Raw genomic sequence first — 17,998 nt, 5'->3', positions numbered from 1 at the left:
CCCCGGCGGGCGCCCGCCGAAACGCCTCAGGCAGCACGCTCGACGATGACGACCTCCGAGAGCACGACGACGCGGATCTGTTCGACGCTCCGGCTCCGGCGCGGCGACCCCGGCTCGTGGACGGCCAGATCGAGATGATCGCGGCCCACCCGGTCGATCGTGCCCGTCCAGCTGCCCGCCCGGGTCCGCACGACCACCGCAGCACGGCGCCGGCACAGATCACGGAGCAGGAATGAGACGGTCAGGCGGTCGAGCAGTCGCGGTTCGCGGACCGCGACGTCGTCGAGACTCCAATCGACCTGGGTCTGCGTCATGGCGACTGCCGCGATCGCATCGAACGGGACGACGACCTCCCGGCCGCCCGGGCTGCCGGAATCGGCCTGCAACCAGTCCTTCCCGATGCTCCGGACCCGCAGCCGCCAGGTCGTCCCGTCGACGAGTTCGACGACGAGCGGTCCCGGTGCGCCGGCATCGCCGCAGAGGGCGACCAGCCGCTCACGGAGGGTGAGACGCCCACGCCGGAGCCGCTCGGCCTCGATGCGGACGGCGTCGTCGTCGACGGCGAGCTCGTCGTCGAGCTGACCGGCGAGATCGTCGAACAGGCTGTCCCAACGCATACGCCGACGGTAGTGCGCCGAGAGCGGCCTCGTCCGGCGTTCTCCACAGACCCCTGGTCCTGGACGCGGGGTACCTGACATGATGAGTGTGACATTTCAGATTCCGGTCGCCCGACTCGTGGCGCCCGCGCACCCCTCGGAGGCCCCATGAGCACCGCTGCCCGGCACGACGACGACGAGCCCGAAGCACGCACGGCTCGCCTCCGGCCCGCGCCTCCGCTCCCCGAGCGACGCACGCGAGAGGTACGGGCGGCCGCCCGGACCGGTGCGGACGACTACTTCGCGCCCCAACCGGCGCCCCGAGCCGAGCTCCCCGATCCGCGACCACTGCTCGAGAACCTGACTCGGAGCGTGATCGAGGTGATCGCCGGAGCCCGCGACCTCACGCAGCTCGCGCGCTGGATCACCGCCGACGTGCACACCGTCCTACTGAAGCGCGTGATCCTCGCCGAACGGGCACGACGCGTCCGCGGCGTCCCGGGCACCGTCCCGGTCGTCTCGATCGGCACCGTGACCGTCTCCGAGCCACGCGACGGCGTCGTGGAGTCCGTGGTCGTCGTCCACGGACGAGCCCGGTCCCGAGCCGTGGCCATCCGACTGGAGGGCTTGGACGGCCGCTGGAGGGCGACCTCGGTGAGCGTGCTCTGACCGCCGCGGCACGTCCGCCCGCACCCGACAGACGGGAGCCCTCCGAACCGATGTCGCCATGGTCCGGAGGGCCCCCGTTTCGTGCCGGCGTGGGCCTACTTCTTCTTGCCCTGCTTGCGACGGTCCGAACGGTTGCTCGGAGCAGCCGCAGGGGCTTCTGACTGCTGACCGAAGGCCCCGCGCGACGCCTTCGCGGCCGGGGCCGCCTTCGTCGCGGGAGCCGCGTCGCCGGCGGGACGGTTCGTCTGCTGGAGGCGCTGTGCGCGTTCGGTGGCCGCCTTCTCGATCTGCCCGCGCTGATTGCGGACCTCGACCCCGCCCTGCTCGGTCGGTGCGGAGTAGCTGAGCTTCTCGGTGTCTGGGGTCTCCTGCGTGAGGCCCTTGGCCGTGATCGCCGGTGCGGCGGTGCCGGCATCGACCTCGCCGGCGACCTCGACCTCGAGGTTGAACAGGAAGCCGACGCTCTCCTCACGGATCTGGCCCATCATCTGCTGGAACATCGCGTAGCCCTCGCGCTGGTACTCGACCAGCGGATCGCGCTGCGCCATGGCCCGGAGACCGATGCCGTCCTTCAGGTAGTCCATCTCGTACAGGTGGTCGCGCCAGCGGCGGTCGATCACCTGGAGGACGACGCGGCGCTCGAGCTCGCGCATCGCCGGGGCACCGAGCGACTCCTCGCGGTTGGTGTAGGCGAGTTTGGCGTCGGAGAGGATCTCGCGGCGCATGAAGTCGCGGTTGATCCGCCCCTTCGTCCCGGCCTCCTGGACGACCTCGTCGATTGTCAGGCCGACGGGGTAGAGCGTCTTCAGTTCTGCCCAGAGTGCGTCGAAGTCCCAGTCGTCGCCGTTACCCTCGCCGGTGTGCTCGTCGAGGACGTCGTCGACGACGCTCTCCAGGAACTGCTGCGCACGATCGTGGAGGTCGTCTCCCTCGAGGATGTGGCGGCGGTCGGAGTAGATCGCCTCACGCTGCCGGTTGAGGACGTCGTCGTACTTGAGCACGTTCTTGCGGATCTCCGCGTTCCGCGCCTCGACTTGCGACTGGGCACTGCGGATCGCGCGGCTCACGATCTTCGACTCGATCGCGAGATCGTCGGGCACGTTCTGGCGCCCCATGAGGCTCTCCGCGGCTCCGGCGTTGAAGAGGCGCATGAGGTCGTCGGTGAGGGACAGGTAGAACCGGCTCTCGCCCGGGTCTCCCTGACGACCGGAGCGACCGCGCAGCTGGTTGTCGATGCGGCGCGACTCGTGGCGTTCGGTACCGAGGACGTAGAGTCCACCGGCGTCGATGACCTTGTCGGCCTCCTCCTTGACTGCGGCCTTCACCTCGGTGAAGACCTCGTCCCACGCGGCCTCGTACTCCTCGGGGGTGTCGATCGGGCTGAGGCCCTTGGCGTTCATCTCCGCGACAGCGAGGAACTCGGCGTTGCCGCCGAGCATGATGTCGGTTCCACGACCGGCCATGTTGGTGGCGACGGTGACCGAGCCGAGTCGACCGGCCTGGGCGATGATCGCGGCTTCACGCGCGTGGTTCTTCGCGTTGAGGACCTCGTGCTTGACGCCCTTCTTGGCGAGGAGCCGCGACAGGTACTCGCTCTTCTCGACGCTCGTGGTGCCCACGAGGACCGGCTGGCCCTGCTCGTGGCGCTCGACGATGTCCTCGACGACCTGTGCGAACTTCGCCTCCTCGTTCTTGTACACGAGGTCCGACTGGTCGATGCGCTGCATGGGGCGGTTGGTCGGGATCGGGACGACGCCGAGCTTGTACGTCGACATGAACTCCGCCGCCTCGGTCTCGGCCGTACCGGTCATGCCGGACAGCTTCTCGTAGAGACGGAAGTAGTTCTGGAGCGTCACGGTGGCGAGGGTCTGGTTCTCGGCCTGGACGGCGACGCCCTCCTTGGCCTCGATCGCCTGGTGGATGCCCTCGTTGTAGCGACGTCCGACCAGGATGCGACCGGTGTGCTCGTCGACGATGAGCACCTCGCCGTTCATCACGACGTAGTCCTTGTCCTTCTTGAAGAGCGCGCGGGCCTTGATCGCGTTGTTCAGGAAGGAGATGAGCGGGGTGTTGGCGGACTCGTAGAGGTTGTCGATGCCGAGGTAGTCCTCGACCTTCTCGATGCCGGGCTCGAGCACGCCGACGGTGCGCTTCTTCTCGTCGACCTCGAAGTCCTCACCGGGCTCGAGTCGTACCGCGAGCCGGGCGAACTCCTGGAACCAGCGGTTCGCCTCACCGGAGGCCTTCCCGGAGATGATGAGCGGGGTCCGTGCCTCGTCGATGAGGATGGAGTCGACCTCGTCGACGACGGCGAAGAAGTGACCGCGCTGGACCATGTCCTTGGCCTGCCACGCCATGTTGTCGCGGAGGTAGTCGAAACCGAACTGGTTGTTCGTGCCGTAGGTGATGTCGGCCGCGTACTGCTCGCGACGCTGCTCCGGCGTCTGCCCCTCGACGATCACACCGGTCGTCATGCCGAGCGCACGGAAGACGCGCCCCATGATCTCCGACTGGTACGACGCGAGGTAGTCGTTCACCGTGACGATGTGCACGCCTTTGCCGGCGATGGCGTTGAGGTAGGCCGGAAGGGTCGCGACGAGCGTCTTGCCCTCACCGGTCTTCATCTCGGCGATGTTGCCGAGGTGGAGCGCGGCCCCACCCATGATCTGGACGTCGAAGTGGCGCATGCCGATCGTGCGGCGTGCAGCTTCGCGCACCGCGGCGAAGGCCTCGGGGAGGAGGTCGTCGAGGGTCTCGCCGTTCTCGAAGCGCTCGCGCAGCTCGACGGTCTCGCTCTTCAGCTCCTCGTCGCTCAACTCCGTGAAGTCGTCCTCGAGGGCATTGACCGCCTTCGTGAGGCTGGTCAGCTTCCGGAGGATGCGACCTTCGCCGACGCGAAGGATCTTCTCAAGTGGTGAGGCCACGAATTGCTCTCCATTACGTGTTCCTGATCTCCGTCCTGGTCGACTGACCGGGACGGACGGGGTGCACCAGAACGGGGCAGTCCTCTGAACATGTTAGCGGGGAGTCCCTTGAGTGGACGCTGTGTATCGAGGGGCGGACGGATGTCGACGGAGCGCCGCCGCAGTGCGGGACGGACGGCTCACTAGGCTGGCGACACCCTACCGCGTAGGTAATTCATGGAGGTTCGATGTCGGTCAAGCACGGTCTGCTCGCGATCCTCGCGCTCGGTGACGACTACGGGTACCGTCTGCGTGGCGAGTTCGACCGGCGGACGACGCCCGACACACCGCTCAACGTCGGCCAGGCCTATGCGACCCTCGATCGTCTCGAGCGGGACGGGCTCGTCGAGCGCGCCGCCGTGGACGCACAGGGGCATGTCTTCTACCGCATCACCGCCGACGGGCGCGACGTGCTCGAACGCTGGTGGGCGACACCCGTCACGGCGAGCGCCTCGCGCGACGAGCTCCCGAACAAGGTCGCCCTCGCGGCGTCACTCGAGGGCGTCGACGTGTTCGGGGTGATCGCCGTCCAACGCGCGTGGGCACTCGATCTCGTGCAGCAGCTCGACGAGGACCTCTCGGCGCTCCCCCCGACGCCGCAGGGTGACATCGCGTGGATCGGGCTCGAAGCCAGACGGCGACGCTCCCTGGCCGAGCTCGACTGGCTCGAGGCGACCTCGGCACGCCTGCGCGTGCACGACGCCGTCTTCGAGGTCGGCACCGACATGCCACGACGCGGCCGCCCGGCGAACCGGGCGACCGCGTCGGTCGGGGTGCAGGACGCTAGTTCGAGCCGTCCTCGAGGCTGATCACGCCGTAGTCCCAGCCCTTGCGGCGGTAGACGACGCTCGCCCGCTCCGACGAGGCGTCGATGAACAGGAAGAAGTCGTGGCCGACGAGTTCCATGCGGTCGACGGCGTCCTCGACGCTCATCCACTCCGCGGGGAACTCCTTCGTGCGGATGACGACGGGAGAGTACGCCTCCTGCTCCTCGTCCTCGTGGGTCAGCGTCGCGACGCTGCCGGTCGCGACCTGCTCGAGCAGCTCCGGCGCAGCAGGCGTGATGTCGACGCCGCTGAACCCCTCGCTGCTGGCGGCGTGCAGCGACGTGCGGTGCTTGCCACGGTGCTCCTTCTTGCGGTCCTTCGAGCGGCGGACGCGCTCGAGCATCCGCGCGATCGCGAGATCGAAGGCCACGTACTTGTCGGAGCCGGTCGACTCCGCACGAACCAACGGTCCGGGGCCGACGAGCGTCAGCTCGACACGGTCCTCGCCCTTGCGCCCGTTGGCGTCGTGATGGCGGGACACCTTGATGTCGAGCGACTGCGCCTGCTCGACCAGATGGGCGACCTTCTCCGCCTTCTCGGTCGCGTACTCGCGGAACCGATCGGTGATGCCGAGTCCAAGTCCGACGATGTTGATATCCACGTTCGACCTCCTCATCCGGCTGACCACCCGGTCCCGGGCGGTCCTTTCACGCCGTTCTGCCACCGTAGTGCCCGAGCCTGCGGAAGTCATCAGCGGTGTTCAGGGAACGTTCATCTTCCGGCCTCGTGACCCGCCGTCCGTTCACGGTCCGACCCTGGCGAGGGCCACGACACCGACCACGAGACCACCACCGTCGCGCATCGCCCGAACGGCCTCCCCGACGGTGGCCCCCGTCGTGACGACGTCCTCCACGAGGAGGAATCGGCGCCCGTCGAGCCGCCGCGCCGCGACGAGTGCCCCGGCGAGGTTCTCCAGACGCTCAGCCCGACCGAAGTCCCGCTGGTCGGCTGGCTGCCGCGCCCACCGCAGCGGGCGCGACGGTCTGGTGCCGAGCCGACGCACGAGCTGCTCCACCGGATGGAAGCCCCGATCGCGGGCGGCGCATCGCCTGGCCGGGATCGTCGCGATCTCCGGCGAGACGCCGCCCATCGCCCGGCTCGCCTCGAGCACGGCGGACCGGAACGCCGGTTCGAGCGCGGCGGCCAGCGGACGGACGAGGCCGGTCCGGGCGTCCTCCTTGTAGGCGAGGAGGACGGCGCCGACGAACTCGTCGTACCGACGGGCGGCGAGACCGGGGGTACCGCCCGCATCGCTCCACCGCACGAGGTGGGCATCGTCGTCGGAGGCCGCCGGCCGGACCAGCCGCCCGAGGCAGTCGTCGCACAGCCCACGGTCCGGCGCACCGCATCCGGCGCACGTGACCGGGACCAGCAGGGCCCACGCGTCCAGGCAGGCTTCGCGGACATGAGCGAGGGGCGCACTTCGACTCGACGAGGATCGCATCATCCGATGGTCGCGCCCACGCAGCGCGTCCGGTGGCGCATCGTCCGAGACGCAGACGGCTCCGGGACTTCGGACGCGCTGTGGAGCGCGCTCACTCAGTCCGGCGACCCCAGCTGGGTCGCGATGAACCGGACGTCGCTGCCCGCCTCCTGCCAGCTCGATCCACGGGGCAACAGCAGCCGGCCGTCACTCGTGAGGGCGCGCAGTTGCGTCGGTCCGTTGCCCCCGACCAGGTTCGTGACGTCCGCCAGCTTGGGCACGGGCGCGGAGCGGCCGCCGATCTGCTGCGTGACGATCGTCGTCCCGTCACCGCCGCCCAGCAGGACGGCGACCGTGATGTCGTCGACCCAGGTGACGGTCGTCGCCTCCGTGGACATCACCCGGAGCTCCACCGGGTCGCCGAGTCGCAACGGCGCGTTCCGGTCACCGCGGATGATCGCGGCGGCCACGAGCCGCGACTGCGTCCCGTCCCTGAGCAGCGCGACGAGGCGCGTTCCCTCCCGGGACACCTGGATCGAATCGATCGTGGACGCGCCGGTCCAGCTCGTCGCGACCTGCACCGTGCCACCCGCGGCGTCGTGCGCGAGCAGTGCGGACGGCGCCGCTGCCGGGACCGTCCAGGTGAAGCCGAACGGGTCCATCGTCGGCGGGAGGAGGCCCTGGCGGTTGTCGACGAGCCGGACGTCGCCGTCCGCCTGGATCACCGTGACGCCGGCGGCGGAACGGACCGCGGCCTGGTCATGGTCGGCGGACAACACGGCCGCGTCGGCCCCGGCCGCCACGACCGCCGCCGATATCCCCGGCACGGCCTCGAGCCGGTTCCCAGAGGCGAATCCGAACTCGTCCCCGCGCTGGACGAGCGCGCGGGGGTCGACCCGCGGTGCGGCGAGCGACAGCGGCGAGACCGTCTGCGTGGAGTTGCCCACGACGGTGATCGCGACGTTGGAGACGGCGGCGACCCCGCCGACGCTCCCCGACAGCTGCACCAGGCTGCTGGTCAGCTGGAGCTGCATCCGCTGGAGGGTGACCGCGTCCGCTTGCAGGGCCGGTTTGGTCAGGTCCACGCGCGCGGTCCCGGCCTCGACCGGAACGGCGTCGCTCGTGAGCGAGGTCCCCTCGGGGAACGCCGTCGCCACCGCGCCCTTCAACCACTCCGCCGGTCCGTCGAGCAGCGCCCCGACGATCCTCGTCGCGGTCGATGCCCGCGAGGGGAACCAGCGCTGGTCGGGGACGAGTCGGGTGAAACTCGGGTCGAAGTAGCTCAGGGAGTAGGCCGCGAAGACGTCGGCGAACGTCGAGGACTCGAGGACGATGCCCGGCGGAGCGGCTGCGATCCGCCACTCACCCCGCACCTGCTCGAAGGAGTAGGTCCAGCTCAGCGGCGACGAGTTCCCCGATTCGCGGTACTCACCCCGATCGTCGACCGCCGCGACGGGGCTGACGGTGAGTTGCACCGTGTCGGCGACCGGGGCGAACGTGCGGCCGCCCTGGTCGATGGTCACTCCGGCATCGGGATCCCAGTCGGACCGGAGCGCCGGTGCGAGGAACTCCCGCGCGATCTCGTAGTTGTTCTGCGGGCTCGCGGCGGCGTCGATGAAGCCCCGGAGGATCTGCTCCGGCGTCGCCCCCTCGGCGGGGCCCGGCGCGATGAAGTTGACGTCGACGTCGCCGCCGTCCCCCTCGACCGTGCCGCCGTCCTGCACGGAACCGCCCCGCGGGATGCCCACGCAGGCGGTGAGCACCACCACGAGGAGCATCGGCAGCGCCGCCGCAGCGATCCGACGTACTGCGGACCGTCGTCTCGGCGATCGTGCGGGGAGGTCAACCACGAGCATCCTCCTTGTCGTCGTCCGTCGAACGCACGGTCGGGAGTGAGCGGGTCGTCGGCGCGGTGAGCTCGTCGACGATGGACTCGATCGCATCGTCGGGCGGCAGGCTGATGGGCGAGCGGACGATCTCCGTCCCGGGTTCGCGTGGGATGGTGAGGCGGAAGGACGAGCCGGCGGCGGGCTCCGACCAGACCTCCAGCCACCCCTCGTGCAGGACCGCGTCCTCGAGGGAGATCGCGAGCCCGAGCCCGGTCCCGCCGATGGTGCGCTTGCGCGACGGGTCCGCGCGCCAGAAGCGGTCGAACACGCGCTCGGTCGCCTCGCGCGTCATGCCCTGGCCGTAGTCGCGCACCGCGATCGCGACCGAGGACTCGTTGCTGTCCACCGACACCACGATCGGTTTGCCCTCGCCGTGCTCGATGGCGTTGCCGACGAGGTTGCGCACGATCCGTCGGATACGCCGAGGGTCCATCGGGACCGCAGAGTAGCCACCCGGTGCGACGATCCGGAGGTCCGAACCGGTGGGCTCCGCGAGCGGGCGGAGCTCCTCCACGACCTCTTCGGCGAGATGGACGAGACTCGTCGGTTCCAATTCGAGTTCGATGCTGCCCGCGTCGTAGCGGCTGATCTCCAGCAGATCGGCCAGCAGGATCTCGAACCGCCCGACCTGGTCGTGGAGGAGTTCGGCCGTCCGCTCGGTGGCCGGTGGGAAGGAGTCGCGCTGGTCGTAGAGCACGTCGCCGGCCAGGCGGATGGTCGTCAGGGGCGTGCGCAGCTCGTGCGAGACGTCCGAGACGAACCGTTGCTGCACGAGCGAGAGCTCCGCGAGTTCCTTGATCTGCTTCTGCATGCTGGCGGCCATCCCGTTGAAGGAGCGGGCGAGGATGGCGAGCTCGTCCTCGCCCTTCTCGGGCATCCGCACGTCCAGGTCACCGCCGGCGAGACGTTGACTCGTCTCGGCGGCGGACCGGATCGGTGTCGCGACGAAGCGGACGATGAACCACGCGGCACCACCGACGAGGATCATGAGGCCGACGCCCGCGACGAAGAGGGTCCGTTGCACGAAGCCGAGCGTCTGCTCCGATTCGCTCAGGTCGTAGCCGAGGTAGATCTCGTAGGAGCCGGCGGTCGGCATCGAGACCTCCGAGCCCACGACGATGCCGGCTGTCGACGAGCCGTCGGCCGCGGTGAGGGTGACCGACTGCCATTGGAGGGTGTCCGGGTCGGCCCGGACCGCCTCGGTCAGCGCGTCGGAGATGACACCGCCGCCGAGCCCCGGCGACTCGAAGCCCGGGGGTGTGACCTGACTGAAGTCCTGGCCCGGTGCTCGGTAGGCGGCGATGAGGCTGCTGCCGGAAGTCGTCTGGAGATCGGTCCGCACGGTCCCCATGAGCTGTTGCAGGGCGACCCGCTCGCTGGCGTCGGACGCGTCGAGGATGCTCTGCGCGGACGCGATGGCGCGACCGGAGCCGCCGAGCGCCTGCTGCAGCCGGGATTGGAAGAGGTCGTTGCCGATGCTGAACGAGAGGTATGCGCCGGTCAGGAGGATGGCGAGTCCCGAGAGGCCGACCGTGATGGCGACCGTCCGGAACTGCAGCGAGCGCCGCCACTGCGAGCGCACCTGCTGCGGCCACCTCCGCCACAGCCGCCAGTCGGCCGCCCAGCCGGCGAGTCGGGAGGCCATGTCGGATCAGCCGGTGACCGCGCCGGCGCGGTATCCGACGCCACGCACCGTCATGACGATCTTCGGGTTGTCGGGGTCTTCCTCGACCTTGGCGCGGAGCCGCTGCACGTGGACGTTCACGAGTCGGGTGTCGGCCTTGTAGTGGTATCCCCAGACCTGTTCGAGCAGCATCTCGCGGGTGAAGACCTGCTGGGGTTTGCTGGCCAGTGCGAGGAGGAGGTCGAACTCCAGCGGCGTGAGCCCGATGACGCCGTCGGCGCGACGGACCTCGTGGCCCGCGACGTCAACGGTGAGGTCGCCGATGCGGAGGGTCTCCGCGAGGTCGGCGGCCGGCGCGCGCAGCCGCGTGCGGATCCGGGCGACGAGCTCCTTCGGGTTGAACGGCTTCACCATGTAGTCGTCGGCGCCGGACTCGAGCCCCTTCACCACGTCCGCCGTGTCGGACTTCGCGGTCAGCATGATGACCGGGACGCCGGACTCCTGACGGATCAGGCGGCACACCTCGATCCCGTCGATCCCCGGGAGCATGAGGTCGAGGAGGACGAGGTCGGGCTTGGTGTCGCGGAACGCCTGGAGCGCGCCGCCGCCGTCCGCGCAGAACGACGGCTCGAAACCCTCGGTGCGCAGCACGATGCCGATCATCTCGGCGAGTGCGGTGTCGTCGTCGACGACGAGAATGCGTGCGTTCATAGCTCCGTCTCGGGTGTGACCGGCCGGCCGCGCTGCCTGACCGGTGTCCTTACGTCTCGCCTCAGCGTAGTCGAAGTGTCCAGGAGAACCGCCGAACCGCCGGTCGCGGGCAGGCTCGGTGTGACAACATGGAGGGGTTCGAGACGGCGAGGGGGTGTTGCTGATGGACACGGAACAGCGAGCCGGGGGCGAGATGGGCGATCAGGATCCGAACCCGTGGGCGACGCCGCAGGGGCCACAGCAGCCGGTGGCGCCGGAGCAGGCGACACCGCAGCCGTCCCCACCGCAGCAGGGGTATCCGCAGCAGCCCGGCTCTCCGCCGCTAGTCCCACAGGGAGCCCCACAGCAACCCGGCTATCCGCCGCAGCAGGGATACCCGCAGCAGCCCGGGTACCCGCCGCAGCAGGGATACCCGCAGCAGCCCGGGTACCCGCCGCAGCAGGGATACCCGCAGCAGCCCGGGTATCCGGCGCAGGCGGCGTACCCACAGCCGGGATACGGCCAGCAGCCGTATCCGCAGCAGGTCCCGCCCCAGTACACCAAGCCGTACCCCCAGGCTCAGCAGCCCGGGTACGGGACCCCTCCCTCGGCTCCGACCGCCGCCTACGACGCGAATCCCTACGCGACCGGTGCGTCCTGGGCCCCGGGTCCCCAGCAGGGATGGGCACCACCGCCGAAGCCGGGGCTCATCCCGCTCCGGCCGCTGTCCTTCAGCGACCTGTTCGGCGCGCCCTTCCTCGTGCTGCGCCGCAACCCGAAGGCGACGTTCGGGAGCGCCCTGCTGCTGCAGGGTCTCACCGCCGTCCTCTCCCTCGTCATCGTCGGCGTCGTCACCTGGCTCTCGTTGAGCCGGCTGTCGCAGGCGGCCCCTGGCGAGGAGGACGCCATCAGCGCCGGGGCCATCATGGCCATCATCCTGTCCTTCCTCATCCCGGTGGCGGTCTCGATCGCCGGCAGCGCGATCCTGCAGGGCATCATCGCGCAAGAGGTCGCTCGCGGCACCCTCTGCGAGAAGCTGCCACTCGGCGTGCTCTGGCGACGCACGAAAGCGCGATTCCTGCCGCTCATCGGCTACACCTTCCTCCTGATCGGTGTCGTGACGGTGTTCATCGCCGTCGCCGTGGGCCTCGGATTCGTGCTGACCGGTCTCGGCGGGACCACGGGCGTGGTCCTGACGGTGGTCATGGGCATCGGCGCCCTGCTCGTCCTGATCGCCGCTTCCGTGTGGCTCGGGACGAAGTTCTCCCTCACACCGAGCATCATCGTCCTCGAGAACGGCAAGGTGTTCCCCTCGCTCGCTCGCTCCTGGCGCCTGACCGACGGCTACTTCTGGCGGACCTTCGGCGTCCAGTTCCTCGTCTCCTCGGTCGTCAGTGTCGCGTCGCAGGTCGTCGCGACCCCGATCAGCCTGCTCGCGAGTCTCGTCCCCGTGCTGTTCGTCGGGGTGGACTCGGAGGCGACCATGATCGTCGCCACCATCGCCGCGCAGGGCCTGTCATTGCTCGTCTCCGTCATCATCGGCGCGATCACGGTCGTCGTCATCAGTGCCACGTCGGCGGTCATCTATGTGGACCTGCGGATGCGCAAGGAGGGGCTCGACCTCGACCTCGCGCGGTTCGTCGAGGCACGCGCGGGCGGCCGCGAGACGGTCGACAACCCCTTCGACGCCGCCGCTGCCGGAGGCAAAGCGACCCGATGAGCCCGCTGTTCCTCGCGTCGCGCCTCGACGTCCCGCTCGTCCCGGATGCACCGGGCGCCCGGGACCTTTTGCAGCGTGAGCTGTCGAAGCCCGAGTACCAGACGGCGCAACCGTCGTTGTGGGACATCGTGTCGAAGGCGTTCTGGGACTGGGTGAACTCCCTCCGGGTGCCGGGTGAGGGCCCCTTCACGGGCCTGTTCCCGATCATCGCGATGACCGTGGTCGTCGTCGGGATCGTCATCGCGTTCATCGTGTGGGGCGTCCCCCGCCTCAACCGGCGGAGCGCCCGTCAGCTCGACCTCTTCGGCGAACGCGACGATCGGACCGCCGAGCGGTTGCGCCAGGACGCGAGGACCGCCGCCGCGGCCGGCGACTGGACCCTCGCGCTCCAGGAGCTGTATCGGGCGATCGCTCGCGGACTGTCCGAGCGGACGATCGTCGTGGTCACCCCCGGCACGACGGCGCACAGTTTCGCCGCCCGGGCGGCGGCCGCGTTCCCGCAGGACGGGCGCGCGCTCGCGGAGGCCGCGGACGTCTTCGACGCCGTCCGCTACCTCGAGGCGACGGGTACCGAGGCGCAGTACCGGGAGCTCGAAGCGCTCGACGCGCGGCTCTCCGTCGCCGCGCCGCAGCTCCTCGCCGACCCCGAGGAGCTGGTCCGGTGACGCTCACGGCGAAGCCCACGGGGCATGGGCAGCCCGAGCCCGACGTCGCCACACCACGGCTGCGGACCCGGCTGCGACGGAACCGGTTCTGGATCATCGCGGCGGTCTTCGCGGTCGGGATCGCCCTCGTGCTCATGTTCGCGACGCGAGGCGCGTCGATCGACGCGGCGCTGCTCAGTCCGGGCAACCAGACCCCGAACGGCGGACGCGCGCTCGCGCAGGTGCTCCGTCAGGAGGGCGTCACCGTGACGGAGACGACCACGCTCGATGCGACGCTCGAGGCGGTCGAGGACACCGACAGCACCGTCCTCCTGTTCGATCCCAGCGGGCTGCTCGAGGCCTCGCAGCTCGAGCGGTTGGGCGACGCCGACGCCGGACTCGTCGTCGTCACCCCCCGGGCCGCGGCGCTCCGCACCCTGTTCCCCGGCGTCTCGTTCGCGGGCAGCTCGGATGCCACCGACGTCCTCTCGTCCGACTGCGGCGACCCCACCGCCGAGCGGGCGGGGACGGTCACCGGTGGCTGGACGCTGTACACGACCACCGACGCCGACGCCGACGGCTGCTTCACGGCCGACAGCGGCGGGAGCGCGGTCGTGACGCAGGCGGACGGCGCACGGGTGCTCCTCGGCTCGGCCGACGCGCTGACGAACGACGTCGTCGACCGTGCGGGGAACGCCGCCCTCGCGCTCGGCCTGCTCGGCTCGACCGAGCAGTTGATCTGGTACCTGCCGAGCCTCGCCGACGTGCCCGTCACCGGCCCCCCGAGCCTCGACGCGCTGACGCCGAGCTGGGTCGCCGGGGTCACCGGCACCGTCGTCATCACGGCGATCCTGGCCATGTTCTGGCGCGGGCGCCGCTTCGGCCCGCTCGTCATCGAGGACCTGCCCGTCGCGGTCCGCGCGAGCGAGACGATGGAGGGGCGCGCACGCCTCTACCAGCGGTCCGGCAACCGTCAGCGGGCGCTGGACGCGCTGCGGATCGGTACCGTGTCCCGCCTCGCGGTCGCCGCAGGCCTCTCCCGCCACGCCTCGGTCGTCGAGGTCGCCGACACGGTCGCCGGACTCGCCGGACTCGACCCTCGGCACGTGCGGTCCGTCCTGCTCGACGCCGTACCGACGAGCGACGCCGAGCTCGTCTCCCTGTCCGATCACCTGCTCGATCTCGAAGCCGCCGTCGCGCGCGCCACGGACCTCACCGGAAGGAACCATCCATGACCGACGCCCCCGTGCCAGGATCCACCGCACCGAACCCGGACGACCTCCGGCGAGCACTCGCCCAGGTCCGCGTCGAGGTCGGCAAGGCCGTGGTGGGTCAGGACGCCGCCGTCACCGGGCTCGTCATCGCGCTCCTCGCCAAGGGCCACGCGCTCCTCGAGGGTGTGCCCGGCGTCGCGAAGACGCTGCTCGTCCGATCACTCAGCCACGCGCTCAGTCTGGACACGAAGCGTGTGCAGTTCACGCCCGACCTCATGCCCGGCGACGTCACGGGCTCCCTCGTCTACGACGCCAAGACCGGGGAGTTCGAGTTCCGCGAGGGCCCGGTGTTCACGAACATCCTGCTGGCCGACGAGATCAACCGCACACCCCCGAAGACCCAGTCCGCCCTGCTGGAGGCGATGGAGGAGCGCCAGGTCAGCGTCGACGGCCGTTCGCTCCCACTCCCGGACCCGTTCATCGTGGCCGCCACGCAGAACCCGATCGAGTACGAGGGCACCTACACGCTCCCCGAGGCGCAGCTCGACCGCTTCCTGCTGAAGCTCGTCCTCGACGTGCCCGAACGCGACGTCGAGGTGGAGGTGCTCCGACGGCATTCCGCCGGGTTCAGCCCACGCGACCTCACGGCTGCGGGCGTCCGCCCGGTCATGGGCGCGGCCGATCTGCGGGCGGCGCAGCTCGAGGTCGGACGCGTGGGTGCCAGCGCCGACGTCCTCGCCTACATCGTCGACCTCGCACGCGCCACGCGGCGCAGCCCGTCCGTCCGGCTCGGGGTCAGCCCGCGAGGGACGACCGCCCTCCTCGCCGCGGCGAAGGCCTGGGCCTGGCTGAGCGGCTACCAGTCGATCACCCCCGACCACGTGCAGACGATGGTCCTCCCGGTGTGGCGCCACCGCATGCAGCTGCGGCCCGAGGCCGAGCTCGAGGGTGTCTCGGTCGACGCGATCCTGCGTTCGATCATGCAGCAGGTGCAGGTGCCCATCTAGATGGCCGTCACCGGGAGGTTCGTCGCGCTCGTCGCGTTCGGCATCGTGCCGATCGTGGTGCTCGGCGTGCTCACGGGCGACGCAGCTCCGGCGTTCATCGCGTGGCTCGTGCTCGCCGCCGCGCTCGGAGCGCTCGACCTCGCGGTCGCCGGTTCGCCTCGTGACATCGTCCTGCAGCGGCAGCTGCCGTCCCGGGTCAGGCTCGGTGACTCGGCGACGAGCACCCTCTTCCTGACGAACCGCGGAGGTCGCCGCGTCCGGGCGCTGGTGCGCGACGCCTGGCAGCCATCGGCCGGCGCGCCCACCGAGCGGCTCCGCGTCGACCTCCCGCCCGGTGAGCGGCGGAGCCTCAGCCTGGTGCTCACCCCGTTCCGTCGGGGCGAGCGACGGGTGTCCCAGGTCACGGTGCGGTCGTTCGGTCCGCTCGGTCTCCTCGCTCGACAGGCGACGCTGAACAGCACCGGGCACCTCCGGGTCCTGCCGGCGTTCACTTCCCGGAAGCACCTCCCGAGCCGGATCGCACGCCTCCGCGAGCTCGACGGCGCGACGAGCGTCATGGTCCGCGGTCAGGGCACCGAGTTCGACTCCCTCCGCGAATACGTGCGAGGTGACGACGTGCGTTCGATCGACTGGCGTGCCACGGCACGACGCGGCGACGTCATGATCCGCACCTGGCGGCCCGAGCGTGACCGCCGGGTCGTCATCGTCACCGACACCGGCCGCACTTCGGCTGCCCGCATCGCCGATGAGCCGCGCATCGACACGGCGTTCGAAGCCGCGCTCCTGTTGGCCGCCCTCGCCACGAGAGCCGGGGACCGCATCGACTATCTCGCCTACGACCGGCGGGTGCGTGGTCGCGTCCAGGGCGCGACCGGTGCCGAACTCCTCTCGAGGATGGTCGACGCGATGGCGCTCGTCGACCCGGAACTCATCGAGACCGACTGGGACGCCGTCCCCGGCCAGGTCAGACAGATCACGAACCAGCGCGCCCTCGTCGTCCTGCAGACCTCGATCGACGCCCCCGGGGCCGCGCGCGGGCTCCTCGCCGTCCTCCCCCAGCTCACACAGCGCCACACGGTGGTCGTGACGAGCGTCGTCGACCCGGCGACCCTCGAGGCCACGCGCGACCGCGGCGACCGCGAGACCGTGTACCGCGCCGCTGCGGCCGAACGCGCCCTGCTCGACATCGAACGCGTGTCGGCGGCGATCAGACAGCTCGGGGCCGACGTCGTCACCGGTTCACCCGAGACCCTGCCTCCGGCGCTCGCCGACGCCTACATCGCGCTCAAGGCCTCCGGTCGACTCTGACCCGATCCGTCGCCGATCGACGGGGTCCCTCCGCGTGCCGGCGGGACCCGGGAGAACGGATCAGCGGCCCTTGCGCTTCTTGCGGCGTTCCCGGGCGAGCTCCTCCTGCTTGGCCTTCCGCGCGGCGAGCTGGGCGCCCCGGCTCGTCCCGGCGGCGGTGCCCTGGGTCGAGCCGGCCTTCGGCTTCTTCCGTCGTCTCGCGGCCTGCTGCGGTGCAGGAGCGGCGGCCTGCTCGGTCGGGGCGGACCGTCGCGAACTGTTGGCCGTGCGTCCGCGCACGATGCCGATGAACTCCTCCACGGCTTCGTCCTCGCGGTCCTGAGGCCACACCAGCACGACCGGGATGGATGGAAGATCGGCGATCGGACGGTACTCCACGTCCTTCCGCTGGTGCAGTCGCGCGACCGACTGCGGGACCACGACGATTCCGACCTCGGACGCGGCCAGCTCGACCGCGGCCTCCGGGTCGTCGGTCAACGGCGCCGCCGAGGCCTCGAACCCGAGCGCGGCGGCACGTTCGGCCCACTCGAGGACGAGCGGCGTCATGATCAGCTGCTCGTCGGCGAGCGCGGCCATCCCGACCGTGTCCTCGGCTCCGAGGGCAGCGCCCTTGGCGAAGACGACGACGGGGAGCTCCTCGAACAGGGCGATCGTGTTCAGCCCGTCATGGTCGATCGGGACCCGGGCGAGCACGACGTCCGCCGCACCGGAGGCCAGGACCGCTCGCTGCTCGTCGAGGTCCACCCGGATCAGGCGGAGTTCGTCGTCCGGACGGCGCTCGCTCCAGATGCGCGCCCACTTCCCCGGGTTCACGCCGCGTGCGTAGGCGACGGTCAGCGCCGGCGGAACGATCTCCGGCACCGTGTCGGCGCCGATCCCGTCGTCGCCGACCTCGATCCCGTCGACCTGGTCGTCCTGCCTGTCCATCGAAGCCTCCACTGCTCGGCTTGCCACACTACTGCAGCTCAGTCGACGGGTGATCCGGCCGGTTGGGCGAGGACACCGCAGCGAGGTACGCTGAGCGGATGGGTGCGAGCGAACAGATCATGAAACCGGCGACCGCGGCGAAGAAGCTCGGGGTCTACCTGCCGGCGACCCCGGCGTCGTTCCAGGAGGAGCCGATCACGCGGTCGGCGTTCCTCGAACTGCAGGCGAACCCGGCGGACTGGCTCGTCGAGCTCCGCAAGAACGGACCGCACCCGCGCGACGTCGTCGCCCGCAAGCTGGGCGTGTCGACCTCCGGTCTGGCTCGCGCCGAGATCACCGAGGCGTTGACCACCGAACAGATCCAGGAGCTGCTCCGCACGCTGCCCGCCTGGCTCGTGCAGGAGCGTGCCGTCCACGCCGAGGTGAACGCCGAGAACGCCCGGGTCAACGCCAGGAACGCCGAGCGCCGCGCACGATCCGAAGCCGGCGAGTAACCG

General features: G+C 70.4%; 16 protein-coding genes. 8 read left to right on the top strand and 8 right to left on the bottom strand.

The genetic code is table 11. The annotated features are described in order from the left end of the window. Window positions 1–26: 26 nt before the first annotated feature. Window positions 27–617: a hypothetical protein gene (locus tag A4X17_RS08535; protein WP_064295238.1), complete on the bottom strand. Its 591-nt coding sequence runs from the start codon at window positions 615–617 to the stop codon at window positions 27–29. A 147-nt stretch (window positions 618–764) separates the two neighbouring features. Between A4X17_RS08535 and A4X17_RS08530 the strand changes: the two genes are divergently transcribed. Further along, on the top strand, window positions 765–1,265 hold the full coding sequence (locus A4X17_RS08530) for an Rv3235 family protein (RefSeq protein ID WP_175484438.1): 501 nt from the start codon (window positions 765–767) through the stop codon (window positions 1,263–1,265). 95 nt (window positions 1,266–1,360) lie between these two features. Here A4X17_RS08530 and secA read toward each other — a convergent pair whose 3' ends face one another. Further along, complete coding sequence (secA, locus tag A4X17_RS08525) at window positions 1,361–4,189, bottom strand: preprotein translocase subunit SecA (protein WP_064295237.1); 2,829 nt, start codon at window positions 4,187–4,189, stop codon at window positions 1,361–1,363. 227 nt (window positions 4,190–4,416) lie between these two features. Here secA and A4X17_RS08520 point away from each other — a divergent pair, with 227 nt between their 5' ends. Next, window positions 4,417–5,037: a PadR family transcriptional regulator gene (locus A4X17_RS08520; protein ID WP_064295236.1), complete on the top strand. Its 621-nt coding sequence runs from the start codon at window positions 4,417–4,419 to the stop codon at window positions 5,035–5,037. On the opposite strand, the gene hpf is transcribed toward A4X17_RS08520, so the two are convergent. The 5 genes from hpf to mtrA all read right to left on the bottom strand — a co-directional run bounded on the left by hpf (window position 5,012) and on the right by mtrA (window position 10,702). Then, window positions 5,012–5,656: a ribosome hibernation-promoting factor, HPF/YfiA family gene (gene hpf / locus A4X17_RS08515; RefSeq protein WP_064295235.1), complete on the bottom strand. Its 645-nt coding sequence runs from the start codon at window positions 5,654–5,656 to the stop codon at window positions 5,012–5,014. The two genes, A4X17_RS08520 and hpf, sit on opposite strands and share 26 nt — an antisense overlap. 141 nt (window positions 5,657–5,797) lie before the next feature. Further along, window positions 5,798–6,319, bottom strand: coding sequence for a ComF family protein (locus A4X17_RS08510; RefSeq protein WP_197479042.1), 522 nt, complete (start codon window positions 6,317–6,319; stop codon window positions 5,798–5,800). Window positions 6,320–6,594: 275 nt separating this feature from the next. Then, window positions 6,595–8,328, bottom strand: coding sequence for an LpqB family beta-propeller domain-containing protein (locus A4X17_RS08505; RefSeq protein ID WP_157583403.1), 1,734 nt, complete (start codon window positions 8,326–8,328; stop codon window positions 6,595–6,597). Further along, entirely contained in the window at window positions 8,321–10,012 is a 1,692-nt protein-coding gene (gene mtrB, locus A4X17_RS08500) for an MtrAB system histidine kinase MtrB (RefSeq protein WP_064295233.1), read from the bottom strand. Before mtrB ends, A4X17_RS08505 begins: the two co-directional genes overlap by 8 nt. A 6-nt stretch (window positions 10,013–10,018) precedes the next feature. Further along, on the bottom strand, window positions 10,019–10,702 hold the full coding sequence (gene mtrA / locus A4X17_RS08495) for an MtrAB system response regulator MtrA (RefSeq protein ID WP_064295232.1): 684 nt from the start codon (window positions 10,700–10,702) through the stop codon (window positions 10,019–10,021). 163 nt (window positions 10,703–10,865) lie between these two features. On the opposite strand from mtrA, the gene A4X17_RS19225 reads away from it, so the two are divergent. The 5 genes from A4X17_RS19225 to A4X17_RS08470 are packed head-to-tail and all read left to right on the top strand — an operon-like array spanning window position 10,866 to window position 16,574. Next, window positions 10,866–12,401 carry a hypothetical protein gene (locus A4X17_RS19225; protein ID WP_157583401.1) on the top strand — a complete coding sequence of 512 codons (1,536 nt, stop codon included), beginning with the start codon at window positions 10,866–10,868 and terminating at the stop codon, window positions 12,399–12,401. Then, window positions 12,398–13,066: a DUF4129 domain-containing protein gene (locus tag A4X17_RS19220; protein WP_064295231.1), complete on the top strand. Its 669-nt coding sequence runs from the start codon at window positions 12,398–12,400 to the stop codon at window positions 13,064–13,066. The genes A4X17_RS19225 and A4X17_RS19220 overlap by 4 nt, the downstream gene beginning before the upstream one ends. Further along, window positions 13,063–14,280, top strand: a complete 1,218-nt coding sequence (locus tag A4X17_RS08480; protein WP_139205506.1) for a DUF4350 domain-containing protein — start codon at window positions 13,063–13,065, stop codon at window positions 14,278–14,280. Before A4X17_RS19220 ends, A4X17_RS08480 begins: the two co-directional genes overlap by 4 nt. Continuing rightward, entirely contained in the window at window positions 14,277–15,266 is a 990-nt protein-coding gene (locus A4X17_RS08475; protein ID WP_064295230.1) for a MoxR family ATPase, read from the top strand. Before A4X17_RS08480 ends, A4X17_RS08475 begins: the two co-directional genes overlap by 4 nt. Further along, the gene (locus A4X17_RS08470; RefSeq protein WP_064295229.1) at window positions 15,267–16,574 is read left to right on the top strand and encodes a DUF58 domain-containing protein; all 1,308 of its coding nucleotides are present in this window, start codon (window positions 15,267–15,269) and stop codon (window positions 16,572–16,574) included. 60 nt (window positions 16,575–16,634) lie between these two features. Here the strand turns inward: A4X17_RS08470 and A4X17_RS08465 are convergent, their stop codons facing one another. Continuing rightward, window positions 16,635–17,501, bottom strand: coding sequence for a LysR family substrate-binding domain-containing protein (locus A4X17_RS08465; protein ID WP_064295228.1), 867 nt, complete (start codon window positions 17,499–17,501; stop codon window positions 16,635–16,637). Between the two features lie 98 nt (window positions 17,502–17,599). On the opposite strand from A4X17_RS08465, the gene A4X17_RS08460 reads away from it, so the two are divergent. Beyond that, window positions 17,600–17,995, top strand: coding sequence for a DUF5997 family protein (locus A4X17_RS08460; RefSeq protein ID WP_056012681.1), 396 nt, complete (start codon window positions 17,600–17,602; stop codon window positions 17,993–17,995). The last annotated feature ends 3 nt before the right edge of the window (window positions 17,996–17,998 follow it).

Source organism: Plantibacter sp. H53, from assembly GCF_001650455.1.
Lineage (GTDB): Bacteria > Actinomycetota > Actinomycetes > Actinomycetales > Microbacteriaceae > Plantibacter > Plantibacter flavus_A.
Note: the sequence above shows the minus strand (reverse complement) of the source record. Positions and strands in the feature narration are given on the sequence as shown.